The organism is Microvirga sp. TS319, assembly GCF_041276405.1.
GTDB lineage: Bacteria > Pseudomonadota > Alphaproteobacteria > Rhizobiales > Beijerinckiaceae > Microvirga.
In genome coordinates this window covers 2621193-2642230 of the sequence record NZ_JBGGGT010000002.1, presented here as the reverse complement: position 1 = coordinate 2642230, position 21038 = coordinate 2621193, and the positions used below count along the sequence as shown (strand labels likewise).

20 protein-coding genes are annotated in these 21038 nt (G+C 63.4%); 12 read left to right on the top strand and 8 right to left on the bottom strand.

Annotated features, from left to right (window positions below):
• Positions 1 to 2: 2 nt before the first annotated feature.
• The 3 genes from AB8841_RS21815 to AB8841_RS21805 form a co-directional block, all read right to left on the bottom strand.
• Entirely contained in the window at positions 3 to 251 is a 249-nt protein-coding gene (locus AB8841_RS21815; RefSeq protein WP_370437885.1) for a hypothetical protein, read from the bottom strand.
• Positions 252 to 449: 198 nt separating this feature from the next.
• Entirely contained in the window at positions 450 to 2747 is a 2298-nt protein-coding gene (locus AB8841_RS21810; RefSeq protein ID WP_370437884.1) for a molybdopterin cofactor-binding domain-containing protein, read from the bottom strand.
• Positions 2744 to 3202 (bottom strand): (2Fe-2S)-binding protein, encoded by a 459-nt coding sequence (locus AB8841_RS21805; protein WP_370437883.1) that lies wholly within the window; start codon positions 3200 to 3202, stop codon positions 2744 to 2746. Before AB8841_RS21805 ends, AB8841_RS21810 begins: the two co-directional genes overlap by 4 nt.
• A 402-nt stretch (positions 3203 to 3604) precedes the next feature.
• On the opposite strand from AB8841_RS21805, the gene AB8841_RS21800 reads away from it, so the two are divergent.
• The 3 genes from AB8841_RS21800 to AB8841_RS21790 are packed head-to-tail and all read left to right on the top strand — an operon-like array spanning position 3605 to position 7382.
• Complete coding sequence (locus AB8841_RS21800) at positions 3605 to 4135, top strand: (2Fe-2S)-binding protein (RefSeq protein ID WP_370437882.1); 531 nt, start codon at positions 3605 to 3607, stop codon at positions 4133 to 4135.
• Entirely contained in the window at positions 4132 to 5148 is a 1017-nt protein-coding gene (locus AB8841_RS21795) for a xanthine dehydrogenase family protein subunit M (RefSeq protein ID WP_370437881.1), read from the top strand. Before AB8841_RS21800 ends, AB8841_RS21795 begins: the two co-directional genes overlap by 4 nt.
• Positions 5149 to 5153: 5 nt before the next feature.
• The gene (locus tag AB8841_RS21790; protein WP_370439340.1) at positions 5154 to 7382 is read left to right on the top strand and encodes a xanthine dehydrogenase family protein molybdopterin-binding subunit; all 2229 of its coding nucleotides are present in this window, start codon (positions 5154 to 5156) and stop codon (positions 7380 to 7382) included.
• 354 nt (positions 7383 to 7736) lie between these two features.
• On the opposite strand, the gene AB8841_RS21785 is transcribed toward AB8841_RS21790, so the two are convergent.
• Entirely contained in the window at positions 7737 to 8186 is a 450-nt protein-coding gene (locus AB8841_RS21785) for a helix-turn-helix domain-containing protein (RefSeq protein ID WP_370437880.1), read from the bottom strand.
• 67 nt (positions 8187 to 8253) lie between these two features.
• On the opposite strand from AB8841_RS21785, the gene AB8841_RS21780 reads away from it, so the two are divergent.
• The 3 genes from AB8841_RS21780 to AB8841_RS21770 all read left to right on the top strand — a co-directional run bounded on the left by AB8841_RS21780 (position 8254) and on the right by AB8841_RS21770 (position 11926).
• A complete protein-coding gene (locus AB8841_RS21780) occupies positions 8254 to 9534 on the top strand; it encodes an MFS transporter (protein ID WP_370437879.1) in 1281 nt (426 codons plus the stop codon).
• Positions 9535 to 10383: 849 nt separating this feature from the next.
• Complete coding sequence (locus tag AB8841_RS21775; protein ID WP_370437878.1) at positions 10384 to 10884, top strand: DUF2165 family protein; 501 nt, start codon at positions 10384 to 10386, stop codon at positions 10882 to 10884.
• A gap of 505 nt (positions 10885 to 11389) precedes the next feature.
• Positions 11390 to 11926, top strand: a complete 537-nt coding sequence (locus tag AB8841_RS21770) for an AAA family ATPase (protein WP_370439339.1) — start codon at positions 11390 to 11392, stop codon at positions 11924 to 11926.
• 223 nt (positions 11927 to 12149) lie between these two features.
• Here the strand turns inward: AB8841_RS21770 and AB8841_RS21765 are convergent, their stop codons facing one another.
• Together AB8841_RS21765 and AB8841_RS21760 are read right to left on the bottom strand one after the other, a co-directional pair.
• Entirely contained in the window at positions 12150 to 13010 is an 861-nt protein-coding gene (locus AB8841_RS21765; RefSeq protein WP_370437877.1) for a GNAT family N-acetyltransferase, read from the bottom strand.
• 606 nt (positions 13011 to 13616) lie between these two features.
• Entirely contained in the window at positions 13617 to 13958 is a 342-nt protein-coding gene (locus AB8841_RS21760) for a MerR family transcriptional regulator (RefSeq protein WP_370437876.1), read from the bottom strand.
• Positions 13959 to 14094: 136 nt separating this feature from the next.
• On the opposite strand from AB8841_RS21760, the gene AB8841_RS21755 reads away from it, so the two are divergent.
• Complete coding sequence (locus AB8841_RS21755; RefSeq protein WP_370437875.1) at positions 14095 to 14655, top strand: GNAT family N-acetyltransferase; 561 nt, start codon at positions 14095 to 14097, stop codon at positions 14653 to 14655.
• A gap of 101 nt (positions 14656 to 14756) precedes the next feature.
• Complete coding sequence (locus tag AB8841_RS21750) at positions 14757 to 15101, top strand: VanZ family protein (protein ID WP_370437874.1); 345 nt, start codon at positions 14757 to 14759, stop codon at positions 15099 to 15101.
• Between the two features lie 54 nt (positions 15102 to 15155).
• Here the strand turns inward: AB8841_RS21750 and AB8841_RS21745 are convergent, their stop codons facing one another.
• On the bottom strand, positions 15156 to 15602 hold the full coding sequence (locus tag AB8841_RS21745; protein ID WP_370437873.1) for a bleomycin resistance protein: 447 nt from the start codon (positions 15600 to 15602) through the stop codon (positions 15156 to 15158).
• A gap of 330 nt (positions 15603 to 15932) precedes the next feature.
• Here AB8841_RS21745 and AB8841_RS21740 point away from each other — a divergent pair, with 330 nt between their 5' ends.
• Positions 15933 to 17108 (top strand): DJ-1/PfpI family protein, encoded by a 1176-nt coding sequence (locus AB8841_RS21740; protein ID WP_370437872.1) that lies wholly within the window; start codon positions 15933 to 15935, stop codon positions 17106 to 17108.
• Positions 17109 to 17506: 398 nt separating this feature from the next.
• Here the strand turns inward: AB8841_RS21740 and AB8841_RS21735 are convergent, their stop codons facing one another.
• A complete protein-coding gene (locus AB8841_RS21735; protein ID WP_370437871.1) occupies positions 17507 to 18376 on the bottom strand; it encodes a LysR family transcriptional regulator in 870 nt (289 codons plus the stop codon).
• Positions 18377 to 18484: 108 nt separating this feature from the next.
• Here AB8841_RS21735 and AB8841_RS21730 point away from each other — a divergent pair, with 108 nt between their 5' ends.
• The 3 genes from AB8841_RS21730 to AB8841_RS21720 all read left to right on the top strand — a co-directional run bounded on the left by AB8841_RS21730 (position 18485) and on the right by AB8841_RS21720 (position 20972).
• Positions 18485 to 19405, top strand: coding sequence for an MBL fold metallo-hydrolase (locus tag AB8841_RS21730; RefSeq protein ID WP_370437870.1), 921 nt, complete (start codon positions 18485 to 18487; stop codon positions 19403 to 19405).
• A gap of 48 nt (positions 19406 to 19453) precedes the next feature.
• The gene (locus AB8841_RS21725) at positions 19454 to 19858 is read left to right on the top strand and encodes a carboxymuconolactone decarboxylase family protein (RefSeq protein WP_370437869.1); all 405 of its coding nucleotides are present in this window, start codon (positions 19454 to 19456) and stop codon (positions 19856 to 19858) included.
• Positions 19859 to 20477: 619 nt separating this feature from the next.
• Complete coding sequence (locus AB8841_RS21720) at positions 20478 to 20972, top strand: hypothetical protein (protein ID WP_370437868.1); 495 nt, start codon at positions 20478 to 20480, stop codon at positions 20970 to 20972.
• Positions 20973 to 21038 lie beyond the last annotated feature (66 nt).

The following is a 21038-nucleotide window of genomic DNA, read 5'->3' as shown; positions in this document are numbered from 1 at the left end:
CGCTAATGGTCGAGTTGCCGCTTCGCCTCGGCAACGGCGTCCATGCACGCGCGAGCGTTGCCTTGCTGATCAAGCGTCCGCGCCTGGTTCAATGTTGCCCTGGCCTGCATGACCCGGTCGCCGCCGGCCCCTGCTTCCTCCGCCCGCTTGGTCGCCTGGGCCTCAGGCGAGCCGGGAGCCGGTCCATGCGGCAGGGCGGTGACGGGCACGTCCTTGTTGCGCGCCTCGATCGCCTCGGCTTCACGCGACATGGAAACCTCCTTGCTGCCGGTCGAGGCCGAAATAGCCGCGGTGGCCTCCTCCTTGAGCCGGCCCGCCAGCGCTGCAATCTCGTCGGAACAGGATGCCGCCCAAGCGGGCCCCACCGCCAAAAGGCACAACGCCCCTGCTGAAATTTGCGGAAATAACTTCATTGCCTTGCCTCCTTCGGTCGCCGCGAGCGCATGGGGTCAAGCCCCTAGCCGATCTCGGATCGGCAGTTGGCGAATTCGTTTGCCCGTCGCGGCGAACACGGCATTGGCAATGGCAGGCGCGACCGGAGGCACACCGGGCTCTCCAACCCCGCCGAGCGGCAGCCGATAGTCCGACGACGGCAGCAAATGCACTTGGAGCTCTTTCGGAGCCGCATCTATCCGCGTCAGCTCGTAAGTGTCGAAGTTGTCCTGCTCGGCCCGGCCATTCCGGAATGTGATCTCGGCCGTCAGGGCGAGCCCCATGCCCATGATGACCGCACCTTCCATCTGCGAACGGACGCGTTCCGGGTTCACCTGCGGGCCACAGTCGATCACGATATGGACCCGCGGGATCGTGATCTGTCCTCTCGCATCGACTGCGGCCTCGACCGCTACAGCCGTATAGGTGACGAAACTGTAGTGCCCGGCAACCCCGAGGCCCTGACCCGTCGGCATGGAACGGCCCCAGCCGATGGCGTCTGCCGCCGTCTCGATCACTCGCCGCAGGCGCCCCGTGTCGATCGGGTACAGGCTCGGATCCTCACCGTAGTTCCAGACATCGCCGATACTCGTAGGATCGATCGTGCGGGGAGGGCCGATCACATCGAGGAGATACTCCTTCGGGTCTCGTCCGGCGGCGTGGGCCAGTTCGGCGATGAAAGACTGGATCGCAAAGGCGTGCGGGATGTTGGACACCGAGCGGAACCAGCCGATCCGGACATGAGCAGCCGCCTCCGGGTTCTCGACACGGATGTTCGGGACCGCCAAGGGCATGTTCAGGACCCCCATTCCGAGTTCGTTCGGAAGCTCGTGCTTCGGATCGGGGGCGAAAATCGAGCCGATGGTTGGGGCCACCGTGCGATGCAGCCACGCCACAGGCATGCCTTTATCGTCGAGACCAGCCTCCAGCCGTTCGACCGACACTGTGTGATAGTAGCTGTGGTGGAGATCGTCCTCGCGCGTCCAGGTCAGCTTCACGGGTGCGCCATCCACAGCTTGGCTGCACAGAGCCGCCTCCAGAACGTAGTCAGGTTTCGATTTGCGGCCAAAGCCGCCGCCGAGCAGGGTCACGTTCACCCGCACCTTGTCCTCGCCGATGCCGAGGCGATTGGCGAGGCGCGTGCGCGTCGCCTGCGGCGCCTGGGTGCAGGCCCAGGCCTCGCACTGACCATCGCTCACTCGCGCCACCGCGGCTGGCGGTTCCATGGGAGCCTGGGCGAGGTGAGGGATGTAATACTCAGCCTCGACCCGTTGCACGGCCTTCGCCATCGCGGCGTCGAGGTCGCCCTGAGCGCGCACGACTTTGCCCGGCCTGCGGGCGGAGTTCTCAAGCTCGGTACGATACGTCACAGAGTCGTAGCTGGCGTTGGGTCCATCGTCCCACGTGATCTTGAGCTTGTCGCGGCCTTGGATCGCCGCCCAGGTGTTCCTGGCGATCACGGCGACGCCGCCGATCGGCTGAAACTCCGATGGGATTGCCGGAGTGTCGATGACCAGCGTCTTGACGACACCTGGGACCTTCATGGTCTCGGCCGCATCGAACGAAGCGACCTTGCCGCCATAGACAGGAGGGCGTGCCACGACCGCATAGAGCATGCCGTCGAGCCGGGTATCGATGCCGTAAATGGCCTTGCCAGTTGTGATATCGCGGTTGTCGATCAGGCCGACCTCGCCCTTGCCGATGTAGCGGAAAGCAGCGGGATCCTTGAGCCTCAGGCTCTCTCGCGGCGGCACCGGCAGGTTCGCCGCAGCTTGTGCCAGTTCGCCATAGCCGGCGGAACGCCCCGAGGGAGCATGCCGCACCATGTGGTTCGCGCCTTCGACCTCGGTCGCCGGCACGCCCCATTGCTGAGCCGCGGCCTGGATCAGCATCTGCCGCGCGGCTGCACCGGCGCGGCGCATCGGCATGAAGAAATGGCGCAGGGAGCGCGAGCCGTCAGTGTCCTGGTTTCCGAACCGGGTCTCATCCCCATAGGCCTGGACCACCCGCACCTTGGCCCAGTCGGCCTCGAGTTCGTCCGCGACGACCAGCGCGATCGAGGTGCGGACACCCTGGCCCATATCGGAGCGGTGGCAGGTAACCGTAACGGTCCCATCCGGAGCGATGGCCACGAACACCTTCGGGTCGTCGCGCCAGCCGTTCGGCATGGCATCGGCGCCAAAGGTCTTCGGCTGAGCTGTGTCCTCGGCAATAGCCCGGGAACGCAGGCTGATCGCGAGCACCAGGCTTCCGGCTCCGGCCAGAAAGCCGCGGCGGCTGACATTGGCCAGCTCGGGATCGAATGCGTGCCTCATGGCCGGCCTCCCTTGGCGGCTTGCTGGATAGCGGCGCGGATGCGCGGATAGGTGCCGCACCGGCAGAGATTGCCGCTCATGACCGTGTCGATATCCTCGTCGGCCGGGTTCGGCGTGTCGTTCAGGAGCGCGGCGGCTTGCATGATCTGGCCTGGCTGGCAGTATCCGCATTGGGCCACGTTCAGCTCACGCCAGGCCACTTGCAGCGGGTGATTGCCGTCCGGCGACAGGCCCTCGATCGTCGTGACGGGTTGGCCGTCGGCGGCGGATACGGGCGTCTGGCACGCGCGCACCGCAGTGTCGCCGACATGGACAGTGCAGGCGCCGCAGGCCGCGATGCCGCAGCCGAACTTGGTTCCGGTGAGGCCAAGCTCATCGCGCAGATACCAGAGCAGCGGCATGTCGGGATCTCCGTCAAAGCGATGTTCAGACCCGTTCACGATCAGAGTGGGCATGTCCGGTCCTTTCCGAGATTGTTGCTGAATTCGCGGTGACGGCTCGGTGCCGGCCGCTCGGCCCGTCAACAGGATGATCGATCCCGACTTCGGTGGGCGGCAGCAGGTCGCTGTCCGGGTTCAACATGAACAAGGGAGAGACACAAAAGTTCACAAGGGAGACCCCACTCTTGGCGGCCTGGAGACACGCTGTCTCGAAATTTTTCAAGGAGTCCGGGAGGCCCCGCCCAGGTGCGGGACACTGATCGTTCCCGCGCGGCGTCACATGGATGCTCGGCCGCCTTGACTTCAACGTGCGGCAGGCAGATGGTGAATCAATGGTAGCGTGATCCGGAGAAGGATCCGTATGACCTCTCCGCCACACCGCGTAACGTGACAACGCCGTCTGGTTGGACGATCCCGATGGACAAACCATTGCGAGAGGCCCGAAAGGGCCAGAACAGCCTTTCGCTGCCCTCGAAGGTTACAATCACGCTTCATGTGAACGACGTGGAGCGCACGCTGACCGTAGCACCGTGGACGACGTTGCTGGATGCGTTGCGCGAGGACCTGGATCTGACTGGCACCAAGAAGGGCTGTGATCACGGCCAATGCGGTGCCTGCACCGTGCTCGTGGACGGGCGCCGGGTTACGTCCTGTCTTGTCCTCGCGATCAGGCTTGACGGCGCCCGGGTGACCACCGTCGAAGGATTGGCGAAGGATGGCGTCCTGCACCCGGTGCAGCAGGCCTTCATCGACCATGACGCCTTCCAGTGCGGCTATTGCACGCCCGGCCAGATCATGTCGGCCGTGGCTCTGATCAGCGAGGGCAGGGCGCATACCGCCGACGAGATCCGCGAACTGATGAGCGGCAATATCTGCCGCTGCGGCGCGTATCCCAGGATCGTCGCTGCGGTCCAGCAGGCCATGGCTCCCATGGAGAGCAAGCCATGATCAACTTTCAATTGTCTCGAGCGGCCGACCTGGGCGACGCTCTCCGGCAAATCGCAGCCGATCCGGACGCCAAATTCATCGCAGGCGGCACCAACATCCTGGACCTGATGAAGTACGATGTCGAGCGCCCGAGGCGGCTTGTCGATATCTCGCACCTGCCGCTCAGGGCCGTCGAGGAAACCCCGAGCGGGGGTTTGCACATCGGCGCCCTCGTGCCGAACAGCGACCTAGCCTACCATCCGGTGGTCGAAGCACGCTATCCTTTGTTGTCGAGCGCGATCCTGGCCGGAGCCTCGCAGCAATTGCGCAACATGGCATCGACCGGCGGAAACCTGATGCAGCGCACACGGTGCCTGTATTTCTACGACGCCGTAACGCCATGCAACAAGCGCGAGCCCGGCAGCGGCTGCTCCGCAATGACGGGTATCAACCGCATCAATGCCATTCTCGGAACGAGCGAAACCTGCATCGCAACGCACCCGTCCGACATGTGCGTCGCGCTCGCGGCGCTCGCGGCAACGGTACACGTCACGGGGCCCTCCGGCGAGCGCACGATACCTTTCGCCGATTTCCATCGCCTGCCGGGCGATACCCCGGAGATCGATACCAATCTTGCACCGGACGAGATCATTGTGGCGGTCGAGTTGCCGCCCAAGGGCTTTGCCGCCAACTACAGCTACCTGAAGATCCGTGATCGGCTGTCCTATGCATTCGCACTCGTGTCGGTTGCGGCGGCCCTGGAGCTTGAGAACGGGCGTGTCAGAGAAGCGCGTCTTGCGCTCGGCGGCGTGGCCCACAAGCCCTGGCGCAGGATGGAAGCCGAAGCCGTCTTGCGGGGCGAAGTCCCCGATCGGGCGGCTTTTGCCAAGGCAGCCGACATCCTGCTGCAAAACAGCCGCGGCTTCCAGCACAACAGTTTCAAGATCGACCTTGCCCGCCGTGCGATCGTGCGCACGTTGACGCAGGCCGCGCGCGGCACGCCCCAGGTCCAGGCCATCAAGAAGATCCGGTGACCGTCATGACGTATATCGGCACTGCCACATCCCGCGTCGATGGCCATGCCAAGGTCACGGGCGCGGCCCTATACGCGGCGGAAGCCAAGGCTTCCGACCTTGCCCACGGCAGCGTCGTCGTATCCACCATCGCCAAGGGCAGGATCGCGCGTATCGACGTGAGCGATGCCCTTCGGGTCGACGGCGTGATCGACGTGCTCACGCACACGAACCGGCCCCGGATGGCGGACGCCGACAGCGGCTACAAGGACGACGTGGCTCCGGATGGTTCGCCGTTCCGGCCTCTCTACGACGACAGGATCCTGTTCGATGGCCAGCCGGTTGCGCTGGTTGTTGCCGACGATCCGGAGACCGCCCAGTTCGCGGCCTCCCTGGTTCGGGTCGACTACGACAAGGAGCCGCACGTCACGGACATGCAGCGCCGGCGCGATGCGGCTTCAGCCTTGAAAGCCACTGCGGAGCCCGGCGCGAACCCCTTCGCTCCGCCAAAACCACGCGGCAATGCCGAAACTGCGCTCGCGGCGGCGGCCGTGCGCCATCAAGGCGAGTATTCCGTCCCGATCGAGCACCACAACCCGATCGAGCTCTATGCCTCGACGGTGATGTACGAGCCTGACGGCCATCTCACCGTCTACGATAAGACCCAGGGCGTGCAGAACGTCCAGCGCTACCTCTGTGGCGTGCTGGAGCTCGCGCCGGACCGCGTTCGCGTGCTCTCCCCGTATACGGGCGGCGCATTCGGCTCGGGACTGCGGCCGCAATATCAGGCGGTGCTGGCCGCGCTGGCGGCACTCGCGCTGAGGCGCTCGGTGCGGGTCGTGCTCACCCGGCAGCAGATGTATGGTCTCGGCTATCGGCCGGCCATGATCCAGCGGATCGAACTCGGTGCCGGGGCCGACGGAACTCTCGGGGCCATTGCTCATGATGCCGTCACCGTCACCTCGCGGTACGAGCGCTTCTATCGGCAGGAGACCGGCTGGTCAGGCTTACTCTATCAATGCCCCAATGCAACTTACGCGCACGAACTCGCGCCGCTTGACCTTCCAACCTCGTGCGACATGCGTGCTCCGAGCGCGGCGACCGGCGTCTATGCCCTCGAATGCGCCATGGACGAGCTCGCGGTCGCGCTCAGCCTCGACCCGCTCGATCTGCGGTTGCGGTGCTATTCGGATCGTGACCAGATCGCTGACCGGCCCTACAGCAGCAAGAACCTGCGCGAATGCTATCGCCGCGGCGCTGAAGCATTCGGCTGGGACAAGCGAAATCCCAAGCCGCGCTCAATGCGCGATGGCAGCGAGCTGGTCGGCTGGGGTATGGCGACCGGTGTCTGGGAGGCAATGCAGGCGCCGATCGCCGTGCGCATCGCGCTCACCGCCAATGGGCATGCAGAGGTGTCGTGCGCGACCTCCGATATCGGTACCGGCACCTACACCATCATGGCTCAGGTCACAGCCGACATGCTGGGCCTGCCTCTCGACAACATCACCGTCAAGCTCGGGGATTCGACCCTGCCGCAATCGCCCGTCGAAGGCGGCTCGTGGATTGCTGCCTCGGTCGCCAATGGGATCGCGACAACCTCCGACTCGATCCGCCGCGAGCTGTTGGACCTCGCCAAGCAGGTGCCGAATTCGCCGCTTGCAGACCTTGCGCCCGATGATGCCGGGCTCGCCGACGGCAAGATCGTGAGCCACAAGAATCCGGCCCACGCGGTGTCGATCGCCGACGCCATGCGGTATGGGGGCGTGGGCCGAATCGAGCATGAGCAGGCCACTCACTTTTCCAAGGACGAATCCCATTCTCACAACACGCATTCAGCGGTATTCGCCGAGGTCAAGGTAGACGAGGAACTCGGGATTATCCGGGTCACCCGGGTCGTCAATGCGGTCGCGGCGGGACGTATCCTGAACACCAAGACCGCCAGCAGCCAGATCCTTGGCGGGGTGGTATGGGGGATCGGCATGGCGCTGCACGAGGAAACGCTTCTCGATCACACCTTCGGGCGGTTCATGAATTCCAATATTGCGGAATACCACGTCCCGGTGAACGCCGACATACACGATGTCGAGGTGATCTTCGTCGAAGAGCCGGACGACCATCTCAACCGGCTCGGCATCAAGGGTCTGGGCGAGATCGGAATCGTCGGCGTTGCCGCCGCGATCGCCAATGCGGTCTATCACGCAACGGGACGGCGCGTGCGCGATCTGCCCATCACGTTGGACAAGGTTCTCCCGTAGACCGGAATACGCCTGAGACCTCGTCCCGGGCGCGACCCATGTCCTCTTCGAGACATAACCCGCTCCTGAAACGGCCTCGTCAGGTCGTCTACAATATGTCTGGAGCATCGGACGCGGGAAGTAGAATCCACTTTTGGAATTGACGCGATGCTCGCTCCAAGAAGGGCGCATCGTTCTTGCGAAAAATCGGGTCCACTTTTCGATCCGATGCTCTAGATGCCCAACCAGGCTCAAAGCAGTATGAGTCGTGTATTGTGGAGTTCGACGTCACGTCCGATGCGGTAGCGCATCGAGCCGTGCAGAAGTCGTCGACGCAAGCGACTGAAGTCATGGTTCAGCTGGCGTGGTTTCCTCCTAATCCCCGAGCCGCTGGCCCCCTCTACGTCCGATTTTCGATCTCGGACGGGTCACACGGCTGCGCGTCGCCGCCTTCAGGAGCTTGCGGAAGGTCGGGCATTCCAGATGCGTCGGGGCGGTACACTCGGCCACGTGCCGAAGCGCATCCCGCAGCACCCGCAGGTCGAGCATCTGCCGCTGCAGATCGTCCGCCTTGGCGTGCAACTGATCCCGGGGAATATCGGGCCTCCCGTCCTTCCCGAACATGCCCGCGATCTCGGTGAGGGAAAAGCCTGCCGTTTTCCCGAGTTCGATCAGGGACAGGGTCAAGAGGACATCGGCATCGAATTGCCGGCGCAGCCCATGTCGGCCGATCGATCTGATCAGGCCGATCTCCTCATAATAGCGCAGGGTCGAGGGCGGAACGCCCGATTGTTCGGCGACGTCACCAATATCCATCATTCCCATGCTTGACCTCAAGGCGACTTGAAGTCGTACCGTGCCTCGAATCACCCATCCAAGCAAGAGGCACACCATGCTCATCACGCCCGTCCCGAGGCAGACACGCATCTGGCAAGACCCGCGAGCGATCGCGCTGCTGATGGCGGCATCGCTCACGACCATGGCCAATGCCACGATCAGTCCCGCGCTCCCGGGGCTCGAGCGCTTGTTCGGGGAAGACCCCAATGCCGGGATGCTGGTGCGACTGCTGGTGCCCGCGCCTTCACTCAGCGTTGCCGTCTTCGCGCCGCTCGCCGGTCTCGTCGCGGATGGGTACGGTCGGCGTCGGATGCTCCTGGCCGGAGCCATCCTCTTCGTCATCGCCGGATGCGCGGGGCTGCTTCTTCCCGACCTGCCCACCATCTTTGCCAGCCGTCTGGTTCTCGGGGTCGCCGTCGCCCTTATCATGACGGCCCAGACCGCACTGATTGGCGATTATTTCGCCGGTGACGACCGGAACAGGCTGACAGGACTTCAGATATCGGCGCGGAACTTCGGCGGGCTCGTTTTCATCTCACTGGCCGGATGGTTCGCGGCGATCTCGCCACGACTGCCATTCGCCATCTACGGCATTGCCGCGGTCTTCCTGCCGTTGATGTGGAAGGTCATCAAAGACCCATCACGATCCTCGCCCAATCCTGGCGCCGAGCGCGCCGACCGCTCTCCAGGGCCTTCTTCGTGGGGCTTCGCCTTCACGTTGCTCGTGGTGCTCCAGGCCGTCACGAACATGATCTTCTTCGTCATGCCGACCCAGCTGTCGTTCTTCTTCACGGCGGCCGGCTACGCCAGCCCGCTGATGACCGGGTCCGCGCTCGGAAGCCTGATGCTCTCGGGCGGCTGCTTGGCGTTGCTGTACAGCCGGATCCAGAGGGCTGTCGGCTATGTCGGCGTCTTCGCTCTGGGATACGGCGCGATGGCGCTCGGGTTCCTGTTGCTGGCCGTTGCTGCATCGCCTTCGGCTTGGTTCGTCGCGGCCGTGGGCATCGGGGCGGGTTACGCCCTGGTCTCGCCAAGCTTCCTGACCCTGGCCTTGAAGCTGGCTCCAATCCGGCGGAGAGGTATGGCCGGCGGTATCCTGACGGCCTCGGTGTTCATCGGCCAGTTCTGTTCGCCGCTCGTCAGCACGCCGGCGATTGCATCATACGGGTATGAGGGCCTCTTCTGCGGCGCTGCCCTGATTGCTGGCGCGATGGCTTCCGCCGTCGCATTGAAGGCTGGCGCGACAGGACTGCATGCCTTCAAAGTTCGTGTCGCCATGGCGTCGCGCGATGCGACGGAACGAAGGCTGGCTCCCCGACCCGATTGCGGGGAATAACGCCAATGGGCGCCTTCTGGAGCATCGAACGCGGGAAGTGGGAACCGGCTTCGCGGGGAAAGATGTTCAAGATGACAATGTTGACGCGCCGGACGTGAGTTCGATGTCACGTCCGATGTTGTAGCGAAAACCGGATCCACTTTTCGCTGGCGCGTCCCGCTGGGTCCGCACGATGCGCTAGAGCATCGGACGGGAAAAGTGGATTTGCACTTTTGGGATCGATCCGATGCTCCCCCTATAGAACAGCGCATCGTTCGGAGCGAAAAACCGAGTCCACTTTTTCGCACGATGCGCTAGAGCAGATCGCATTCCGACAGGGCCAGAAATGCCTGCTCTATCATTTTGATGAAGCATCGCTCCTCGCGAAGAACCGGTTCCCACTTGTTCTCGCGCTGCTCTAGCCAGGGCCGCGTGGGCAGGTTTGCATCCTGGACCGGCGCCGAGGGGAGGGGCGGCCCCTGAGAAAACTCCCTCCACCCGAAGATGGAGGGAGCAGGCGGTTAGGGAAAACCATCCATGCGTGCTGTTGCTTGAGCAAATGTTTTGAGGAGGGGCTTTGTTCCTGTGATGGATCAATCGCCAACGGATTTACAATTCGCACCTTCCGCCATTCGTGATTTCGTCCATAAGGTCCGTTCTGCCTTCACGCGCGACCCTCCTTCGCGCCAGCAGGAAATACACACGACCCGGTTCCACAACGGGTTTACTGGAAATGCGCCCGTCGGCAGAGCGCTCACTTTCGTATCTTGAAGCTCTATGATAGGTGCGCTGAGCTTACGTGCGGCAACCTTTAGTTTATATGCCGACCCGGTACCCGCACCCCCTCCATGATAAAGGAAGAACCGAACTATGCTTATCGTCCGGACCTCGAAAATAGCCATGGTTGCGGCCGTCGCTTTCTTCGCAAGCTTAGTGGCGTTCGGCAACATCACTGATTATGCTACGAACTTCGCCTTTGTGCAGCACGTATTTCTCATGGATACGATCTTCCCGGATGCGACGATCAAGTATCGGGCGATTACCGATCCCACGCTGCACAATGCAGCCTACATCCTGATCATCGCGGCTGAGGCGCTGACCGCAGTTCTGTGCTGGATCGGCGCTTTGATGTTGCTGCGCCGCCTGCGCTGTGATGCGGTGAGCTTCAATCGGGGAAAGGGCATCGCTATTGCTGGCCTGACGCTTGGCTTTCTCGTCTGGCAGGTTGGCTTCATGTCTGTTGGAGGCGAGTGGTTCGGCATGTGGATGTCGAAACAGTGGAATGGCGTCCCGGATGCCTTCCGCTTCTTCATCACCATTCTGGCTGTGTTGATTTACCTCGTTCAGCGTGACGAGGAACTCGCGCGATAGGGTCGGAAGGTCGATCACTGAGGCTTGGCCGGATTCGACCTACGGCTCTCGCTAGAGCATCGGACGTGAAAAGTGGGAACCGGTTTTGCGTGAAAAGATGCTCAAGCAAGGAGAGCATCGGACGTGAAAAGTGGGAACCGGTTTTGCGTGAAAAGATGCTCAAAACCATCAACTTACAGCATCGGATGTGGGTCCGATTTCACATCCGATGCTGTAGCGGGCGCCGCGCCCGGAGCGGTGCGAGGCGGACTTGAGGCCGCCGTGCTCGTCATGAAGCGCCGGAGGCGCGGCGAGAGCCTTGTGCAGGTTCTCAGACGAATGGTGAGATTGCCGTAACCATCTCACCCTACGACCGGCTGCATCAATGGCGTCGGCTGCTACTCCATGACCCTCGACATGCCGGCTTACCTGAAGAAGGCCTTGCCAGGCTGATCCGCCCGAGGGCAGGCTGGATTTCATCACACCGCATACCGGAATTGCACGGTGTGTTATAGGGTGGCGCATGATCGATCTTGAAGGTGAAGTTCTCATTTTGACCGGGCCACCGGGATCAGGGAAAACTACGGCGGCACGGGCCCTCGCCGGAAAGCTCGGATCACCGAAGGTGCATCTGCATGCCGACGACTTTTGGCATTTCATCCAGAACGGTGCAGTCCCTCCCTATCTGCCCGATGCGCATGAGCAGAACCAAGTGGTGGTCGACGTTGTGGCAAAAGCCGCAGAGGGATACGCCAAGGGTGGTTATTTCGTTGTGGTGGACGGGATCATTGGCCCCTGGTTCTTGGAGCCGTTCAGGGCCTTCACTGTGCCCCTTCACTACATTGTCCTCTGCCCGCCGCTTGAGGCTGCCATCAGGCGGTGCCGCGAGCGCGGCGGCGATACGCTGACCGATCCGGTGCCCATTACGGCGCTCTACCAGCAGTTTTCTTCGCTTGGAGAGTTTGACAGACATGTGCTTAGGACAGAGGGACAGGGTCGGCAGGATACGTTGAACGAGGTGATCAGGGCCGTGCACAGTGGGGCATTTCGCTTGCTGTCGTGAGACATCGTCGGCCCTGCGGACGCAAAGTCCGACACCGGATTTGGTGTCAGGCCGGTCCCAGGCAGGGCCTTATCCGAAACTGTCCTGTAGCTGCCATGCGGCGGCGTGCTCAGGCCGCGCGCCATATGTTCAAACTGAACTGATCGGAGAGCAGCGGGCCCAAACGGACCTGCGGGTTCAAGCCCTTCCGTCATCTGCGAATGGCGCCAGCCCGGACGCATGGTTAAATCTGCATGTCGGACAGCATGAAGGCTTGCGTCTCAGGTGCGAAGAAGCCGCGAACCATGTTCCCATTATCGACAGGGGTCTGCTCCTCGGGGACCCAGGAGAGGCGATCGGGCGTCAGGTGCACGTCGATCCGCTCCCCGGCGTATCCGAGCGCGGCAACAATACCTTCCAGCGAAGGGATCGACGGCGCAACAATGTCGAGCAGGGTCATCGATGGCCCCTCCCGTCCTTTGACCGCAACGACCGCATCAAGATCCGGGAGGTGGATCAATTCTATTTCGGGCGTCTCGACCGCCTTCAACATGAACAAGGCTGGGTGGTCGCACGCCGAAGCCACCAGCGAAGTCGGGCTTCGGCGGGAAAACATTTCCTTTAGAAGCGTGACATCCTTGTCCTCATACAAGGATAAGAGACGGTATCTCGGCCGCGTATGCTGTTGCGCCAATCCGGCACCAAATGTTGTTTCTTCGATCTGACGAAAGCCGAATGGCGTGTAGAGGCTCGGCGTACCGGTTGCGAGAATAACGAGGTCTACCCTGGCATCGACGTAACTGAGTGCTCGGCGCATAAGATCGCGAAACAGGCCTTTCCCTCGCCACTCTGGTCGAACCGCGACGGACTGAACGCCAAAGGCTGCTACCTGTTCTCCCATCAACCACAGCCGCCGCTCATGAAGGCTGACATTGGCGACCAACTCGTTCCCGAGCCACCAACCGAACGCGACAATGCTTGGATCATGGCCCAGGCGGTCCAGTGGCGAAACATCGACTTCGAAAACGTCGTAGATGAGCCGTGTCAGTTCCGATAATCCCTCTCCGGAATGTGCATAGTCGGAACGGAAGTCGAGCGGATTCATCCATCACCTTGTGTGTCGGGACGAGAGTGGTCGGCACTCAGAATACAGCCTCCTGAGCGTGAGACAATGTTCCCGCTTGGCGGGCGCCGACATCGCGGACCTCTCGGATGAGGCGCTGATCGCCATCTGTGAGCGGCTCGACGAGACGCCACGCAAGTGTCTGGGCTACCGCACGCCGGCAGAGTTTCTGATGAACGCTCGGGATCCAGGGTTGCCGGAATTGCGCAGCCCAAACCAACGAAGTCCAGACATCTCTTGGATGAGAGGCTATCCCTAGAGCATCGGACGTGAAAAGTGGATTCCACTCTTGGGATCGATCCTATGCTCCCGTCTTGGATGAGCGCATCGTTCCGGCGAAAAACCGGGTTCACGTCTTCGCACGATGCGCTAGCGTCCCGCTCGTCGCACTTCGGCTTGATTCCATAGGGCTTTATCGGACGAATAGCGAGGTTGTCGTAACCATCTCACCCCACTGTAGACCAGAATTCCTATCGGTGGCGCATGATGCGGCCACGTCGTGCTTTCCGCCTGAGCCCGGGCATGATGCGGGCAATGGCGCTCCAGGGCGGCCGCCATGCACGTCAATTCCACCCTCGCTCAAGGTCTTCAGATCCTGATGGCCGCCTCGGACCAGACCGCTTCCTCTAAGACCAGCACAGCCCCCCAAGGCCAGTTCTGTCTCCAACAGCATTGTCCCGCTGTCCTCGGCCACCAAGACCATCGCCGGGCAGATCGGCGCGGCCATGTTCGATCTCTCGGCCAGGAGCAACAGCCGTGTCCGGTCCACCCTGGACTTGAGAGCCGGGTTGGCATCCAGGCCCGCCACCCGGCTGCCGTACCGATCGGAGCAACCAGGCCGCGCTGCTCATAAAGGCGGAGAGCCTTGGTGGAGACGCGGAGCCGCTTGGCAGCTTGGGACGGGGTTAAGAACCGGGCGGAAGAGCTCACGACGCACCTCGGGTTTGCTCACCGTCCTCCTTATCGAGGCAGCCCCAGGGGCCAGGTCACCAGGGGTCAGGTACCAGGAGCCAGGTCACCAGGGGCCAGGTCACTGGGGTGCTCTCGCTTTTCCAGCGCGCCCGGCTTGCCGCGGGAGGGGCAGCCTGGTCCTACATGCGGCCCTTTGGGAACGACGCCGTCTCTTTTGTTCCACCGCTCGGAGACGTCCGGTCTCCATCGCATCTATCGCGACCGGGAGTGCATGCGGTCCTATCCCGCGCCGAAGTCGTATCCCGAAACCCGGGCGTGGTTTCAGGAGCTTGCCTTCGACAGCGACGCCTGGAACGGGTTCGGCCTCTGGGCTGTCATCAGCAGGGATACAGGCGATCCGATCGGCGATTGCGGGCTCACCCTTCAGAGGACGCCAGCCGGGCAGGAGCCGGAGGAGGAGCCGGAGGTCGGCTATCACCTGTGGGGCTGGTTCGGGCACCAGGGCTTTGCGACGGAAGCCGCCCGCGCCTGCGTGCGCTATGGGCTCGGCACCCTCCGGATGCCGCGGGTGGTGAGCATCACCAGCCCCGAAAACCTGCCTTCCCAGAAGGTAGCCGAGAGGGTTCACCAGAGGCGGGAGGTGTTCACCAGGATCAGCCGCGCCACCGGGCAGGAGGTTCTGCGGTATCTCTATGTCACTGACGCCGAGGCCTGATTCCATGGATGGGCTTTTGGAGCTTCATGCCCGTCCTGCGCGACGCCGGAGGCGCAAAAGGGCGATACACAGCTCCGGCTTCATCGGCTAAACCGCTTTCCATGACACCCAAGACCTTCTTCCGCTGGGTCGCCTGGCTGCTGATCCTCGCCATTGCGGTCTTTACCCTCGCGCCCATCGAGTTTCGGCCTGTAACCGGCGCTCCGGTCAACCTGGAACGGTTTGCCGCCTTCGCGGTGATCGGAGCCGCCCTTTGCCTCGGCTACCCGAAGCACCGCGTGCCGATCCTGGTCCTGCTGCTCGGGCTCGTCGGACTTCTTGAGGTCGCCCAAAACCACGTTCCAGGCCGCCATGGCCGCCTGCCTGATGGTCTGGTGAAGGCCTCAGGCGCCCTCCTCGGAATCGCTTTCGCCATGCTCATCGAGCGCTGCAAGCCCGATCCATGAATCCATAGAGGTGTTTGAGCGCAGCTCCCGCCTCAATAGGATCAGCCTTCGCCGTTACGCCTGCGCCTCACGCTGCCCGAGGTTTTGATAGAAGCGCAGCAGGTATCCGTCGGGATCCTGGACGAGAAACTGGCGGTTCCCACCCTCGACGTTCCCGGTGCGGTACCAGGCGTCGTGAACGTCGCGAAACAGCCGCCATCCCATTGCCGAGAGCGCAGCGAGGATCGGCTCGAGGCTGCTCGCCTCGATCTGGAAGTTGATGCCGCGTCCAAGGGGCCGCTCAAGGGGGCCGGTCCGCCAATTCCCGTTCATCTCGCACAGCATGACCTGAGCCCCTTCTCGCTCGAGATAGGCGAAGGCGCTCTCCGGCCGTTGATAGGCGATCGTGAACCCGAGGCCATCGCACCAGAAGCGCAGGCTGTCAGCCAGGTTCAGCACATCGAGTTCTGGGACGAGCTTCGCAAAGCCGCCGGACGGTCCATTCATGATCGCGTCGCTCATCACTCTACCGTTTATGATTCGGAACCGTCCTGGTCAGGCATCCCACTGTCACTGGACACGGCCATGAACGCAAAACGGATTTTGTAAATGCACTTCCACGAAGGTGGACACCTGCCGAGACCTTAGGCCCGCCGGCCGATTGGAATGATCTCCTTGGCCTCTGGTGGGATACGGGTCCCCATCCGGGGGGCTCGCTCACCCCAGCCTATCGTGCAGCCGAACAGATCGCCATCCAGGCTCTCCATGGTAAGGTGGCGAACCGATGGGTCACGAGTGGGTCGTTTCAGCGATCGAACGGGACCTGGGCACAATCCTGGAGCGCCAATCGTCATGAACAAGCGACTTGCATCGGGGATCGGATTGAGTGCCGCTACACTCCTCCTGGTGGTCGGCGGGGCCTGGCTTCTCTCACTGCCTCCGGCGCCACCGGCGAAATCCGCGCCACCGATCCCGGACGACGAAGCTGAGGCGATACTCTCTGCCTTGAAGCCGCCAAAACGTCCGCGACCGCTGATCGCAGTCATCGGCATCAATGACGCCACCGAAACCACAGACTATCTGATGCCCACCGGCATTCTCCGGCGAGCCGATGTCGCCCATGTGGTGGCACTGGCGACAAAGGCGGGACCAGTGACGCTGTTTCCGGTGCTCACGGTCGAGCCAGATGCGACTGTAGCAGATTTTGATGCCCGATATCCGGATGGCGCCGATTATGTCGTCGTGCCCGCCATGAGCCGCGACGATGATCCGATGGCTCTACGATGGATCCGGAACCAGGCCGCCAAAGGTGCCATCGTTATCGGCGTCTGCGCTGGTGCCAAAGTGGTTGCCGAGGCGGGCTTGCTCGACGGCAAGCGAGCGACGACGCACTGGTACTATCTTGATGAGATGCGCGACAGGCATCCCACCATCCGCTATGTGCCAGACCGGAGATTGGTGGTCGATGACGGCGTGATCACGACCACCGGGATCAGCGCCTCGATGCCAATGGCGCTGACCCTTATCGAGGCCATTGCCGGGCGACATAAGGCTGAGGCCGTCGCCCGGGACCTCGGTCTCACTCACTGGGACGCCCGTCATGACAGTGATGAGTTCACGTTCACACGGCCGTTCGCGCTGACCGCGATAGGCAATTCGCTCGCGTTCTGGAAGCGCGAGACATTCGGGATGGAACTTGAACCCGGAATCGATGAGGTGGCGCTCGCGCTCGTGGCGGACGCCTGGACGCGAACCTACCGCTCGCGAGCGGTGACCTTCGCCAGTACGGCAAAGGCGCGGCCGACCCGGAATGGTATCCGCATCGTCCCCGACACGGTCGCCACGGTCTGGCCGGTGCAGCAGAGACTTCCATCCGTCAGAGAGCCGCCGGCCCGAGCGCTTGACCGAGCCCTCCAGAGCATCGCCGCTCGCTACGGCAGGCGCACGGCAGACTTCGTCGCGATGCAGCTCGAATACCCGAGGGAGCATCGCAATGAAGGTACCGTCCGGGACCTGCATGCATTGTGAAGCTCGCTCTGGATGGCATGCTGCCTCCAGCCGAAGGTGCAGGCCGCGACAGCTGAATTCGAATAGGGTGCCCCGGAACCCGGTTCTGCGAGCGTGGCGAACCGATAGCTTGAGGCTGAATGGGGCAACGGCCGGGATGGGCGTGATTATCCTGCCGCCGAGCTGCGCCTGGGCCGCCTAGAGCCTTTTCCATGAACTTCGGTTCACGGAAAAGGCATTTGTTGTTTGAGAAAGACGCCTTTTCTTCGCAAAACCGGCATCCACTTTTGCGGAAAAGGCTCTAGCCGACGATCTGGCGGAGGAACGATCTTTCCACCATAGGAGTCAGGGCGGTCTTCACGTCGATAAGGGTGCCGTCGTTGAGGAGGTTCGCCGTCGCTGTCCGGAGCCCGCTCGGATCAGGACAATGTCCGTACAGCCTCGGCCACCCAGGCTGTCAGCGCCTCGGTCCGCGCCGCTCCCCGCGCCTCGGCGCTTGCGACGAGCCACAAGGGCTGCGTCAGGAGCACATCGTCGAGAAGTTCAATCAGGTCGGGATCGGCGGCTCCGACGAAATCAGGCGCGAGCAGGGCGGCTCCAAGCTGCTTGGCCAGGATCACCTGCAGATGCATCGCGCTGGCGGCCGCAGCCTGGCGCTCCCGGGCGAACACTCCTTGAGTGGACCGGGCAATCGGCAACGCGGCGAAGTCCTCGCCCCATCCGATCCAAGGAACGGTCTTGAGATCGGCCATTTCCTCCACCGGCAGCTGCGCCGCGCGCGGTGCGTACGCCCGGAAAACGATGTCGCCAACCTTGCGGGCCAGAAGCTCGTCCTCGCCGGGGCGGCCGATCCGGAGCGCGAGGTCGGCATCGCGCCGGGGCAGGCTCACCAGGGCAGGCCCGGTCGAAAACGTCACCGTCAGGGCCGGGTGTCGGATCCGCAAGTCGGGCAGGCGAGGGGCCAGGAGATGCGTGACGATGGTTTCCGGTGCGGCGATGCGGACTGTGCCGGAGACCTCCTGCGAGAGCCCGTCACGCCGGCGCAGGAAAGCCAGCATGGCCTGTTCCGCCGCCTCGGCCGCGGGCACAAGCTGCTCCCCGGACTGGGTCAGGCGGTACCCGGCCGTCGCCTTGGTGAAGAGCCTGACACCAAGATCCGCCTCCAGGGCAGCAATCCGTCGGCCGAGCGTCGGCGCACTTGTGGTCAGGATCTCGGCTGCTGCGGCAAGGCTGCCCGTGCGGGCCACGGCGAGGAAGGCTTGCAGATCCGGCCAGGGAGCTTCGTTCATCTTTGAAGGTGCGGCGTTCAATTCTGTCACTTCTTCGATGAAGTACAGCGGATTAGAACCTTCGTGCAAGGGGCCGCCAGGGCGGTCTCCACATGCTTCGAGGTTCCTATGCCGCTCCAGCACCACAGGTCTGAAAAACACATCGATGCTCTGCCCGTCGCGCCGGGACTGCTTGGCGCGGCCGGCACCAGCCGCTTCACAATCGGCGATTACGAGGTGATCGCCTTGGGCGATGGTCACCTCGACCTCGCGCCGTCCCACTTCCCCGAGGCCGACCGGGAGACGGCTGTGCGCCTCACGGCTGCGGCGGGGCTTCCTCCCGGGCCTGTCGAAACGGCCGTCAACGCCTTCGCGATCCGGACCGGCAACAGGGTGATGCTGGTGGATGCGGGGACGGGCCATGTACGCGGCCCACGGCTGGGTCATGCGGTCGAGGCGCTTGCGGCCGCGGGCATCGCCCCGAACGAGGTCGACGCCGTGCTGATGACCCACCTGCACGTGGATCACGCGGCCGGGCTTCGGGACGCTAGGGGAGAAGCCACGTTCCCGAAGGCCGAGCTCCTCGTGCCCGAGGCCGAAGCGGCGTTCTGGCTCGACCCGGGCCTGCCGTCCCGCGCCCCGGAGCTGATGCAGCCGATGATCACCAATGCGGCCGCATCGCTGGCCCCTTACAAGGGACGCACGACGCTGATGACGCCCGGGCACCAGGTGGCCCCCGGCGTCACCTCCGTCCCGCTGCCGGGGCACACGCCCGGGCATACCGGCTATCTGATCGAGCGCGGGGGCGAGCGCCTGCTGATCTGGGGCGACATCATCCACGTGGCGGCCCTGCAGCTCCGGCATCCGGAATGGTCGGTCATCTTCGACGTCGACCGGCCCGCGGCGGCCGCCATGCGGCGGCGCACCCTGGACTGGGTAGCCTCCGACGAATTGCCGGTCGCCGGCATGCATATCGGCTTTCCGGGCCTGGGTCGCATCGTCCGCGACGGCACCGGCTACGTCTTGGCGCCTGAACATCCCCTCGGCTGACCCTGCCGGGCCGAGACCCCTCCACCTTCAAGACAAGGAAGAAGCACCATGACCGACACCATCCGCCTTGAGCGCGGCCTGAAGAACCTCGCCGCCATCGATGGCGAAGGCGGCCAGCGCGTCGTCGACAGTCTCGCCGGCATCGCGCCCGACTTCGCCCGCTACCTCGTCGAGTTTCCCTTCGGCGACATCTACGAACGCCCCGGCCTCTCCCTGCGCGAGCGGGAGATCGCCACCATCGCGGCCCTGACAGCGTTGGGCCATGCGACCCCGCAGCTGAGGGTCCATCTTCGGGCCGGCCTGAACGTCGGCCTGACCCGTGAGGAGATCGTCGAGATCCTGATGCAGATGGCGGTGTATGCCGGCTTTCCAGCGGCCTTGAACGGTCTGTTCGCAGCCAAGGATGTCTTCGCGCAAGAGAAGGCGGCTGTGGCCGAACAGCAGGCGGCCTGATGCGATGTGCGGCTCAGCCGCAGAAGTGAGATCCCACCCTTGCGGATTGAGTTTCGATCCCCATATGAGATTGACCCCAGCGGACATCGTATGTGGACTTCGACAGCGGCGGGCGTCACCGCCAGCTTCGATGAGGCCGTGCCAGGACGGATGGACTCCGGCCCGGCCTGTTCCTGCGCCAGCCTGACGATGCAGGCGCCCGTCTGGACCCCGATCAGCCCAGGCCCGTAGTGCGCGAGGCAGAGATGCGACAGCATCCTGTCCGTTCGCCCCGGAGCCTGGGCTTTTCCGTCTCAGGAGCAGGGGACGCGCGCTCTCACCCTCGACCGCTCCTCCCGCCGCAGCAGCCGCACCGGCGTACCACACCCATTGACCCGTCACCCTGTAACCGTGTTATCTCGTCACCGGAGCCGGACGCATCCGGCTCTGGGGCGTGAGAACCCCTTCTGCGGCGGCCGGTATCGGCCGTGAACGATGCCTTCCCAGCTTATGGCCGGGGAGGCGATGGCGCATGTCCAGGGCGAAAGCCTAAAGGTCATCGCGGTCGTCCGCAGACGGCTTCTCAACTCCCCGACCACCAGCGGTGCTGGTGGTCGCTTCACTGAAGGGAGTTGCAGTGATGGACCAGCCCCATTCCGCATGGGCCGATTGGCTTTCGAAGTTCCACACCTGGCCCGAATTCGTTCAGGCGCTGTCGATCATCAGCGTGCCGCTGACCTTCATCGGCACGACATGGCTGGTGATGCGCGGCATCCGCGACCTCATCCCGACGCTCTCCCGCCGGCACTGGCGCGGCCATCTGATCTACGGCGTCTATCAGGACCCGGAAGGCCGCTGGATGGTCTACTGGCACAACCGCAAACCGCAGGAGGTGGACTGGACCAACCCGCCGCCGAACTCATCGGGCGAGGGCAGGTGGTGCAAGGCGTGTTCCGCCGGCCGGAGGAGTGAGGCTTCACTATTCCGGCTCTCACCATCGTCATGCCCGGCCTCGAGCCGGGCATCCACGTCTTTGTGGCGCAGCGGTTCCCAAGACGTGGATGGCCGTCCCTGGATCAAGTCCGGGGACGGCCATGACGAGGCGGTTCAGGCGTTGGGATGGAAAGCGGGGTGAGGCTTTGGTGCTCCCATCTGGCCGTCGCGACACCTTTATGGGGAATGCCGAGGCGGCCAATTGGGA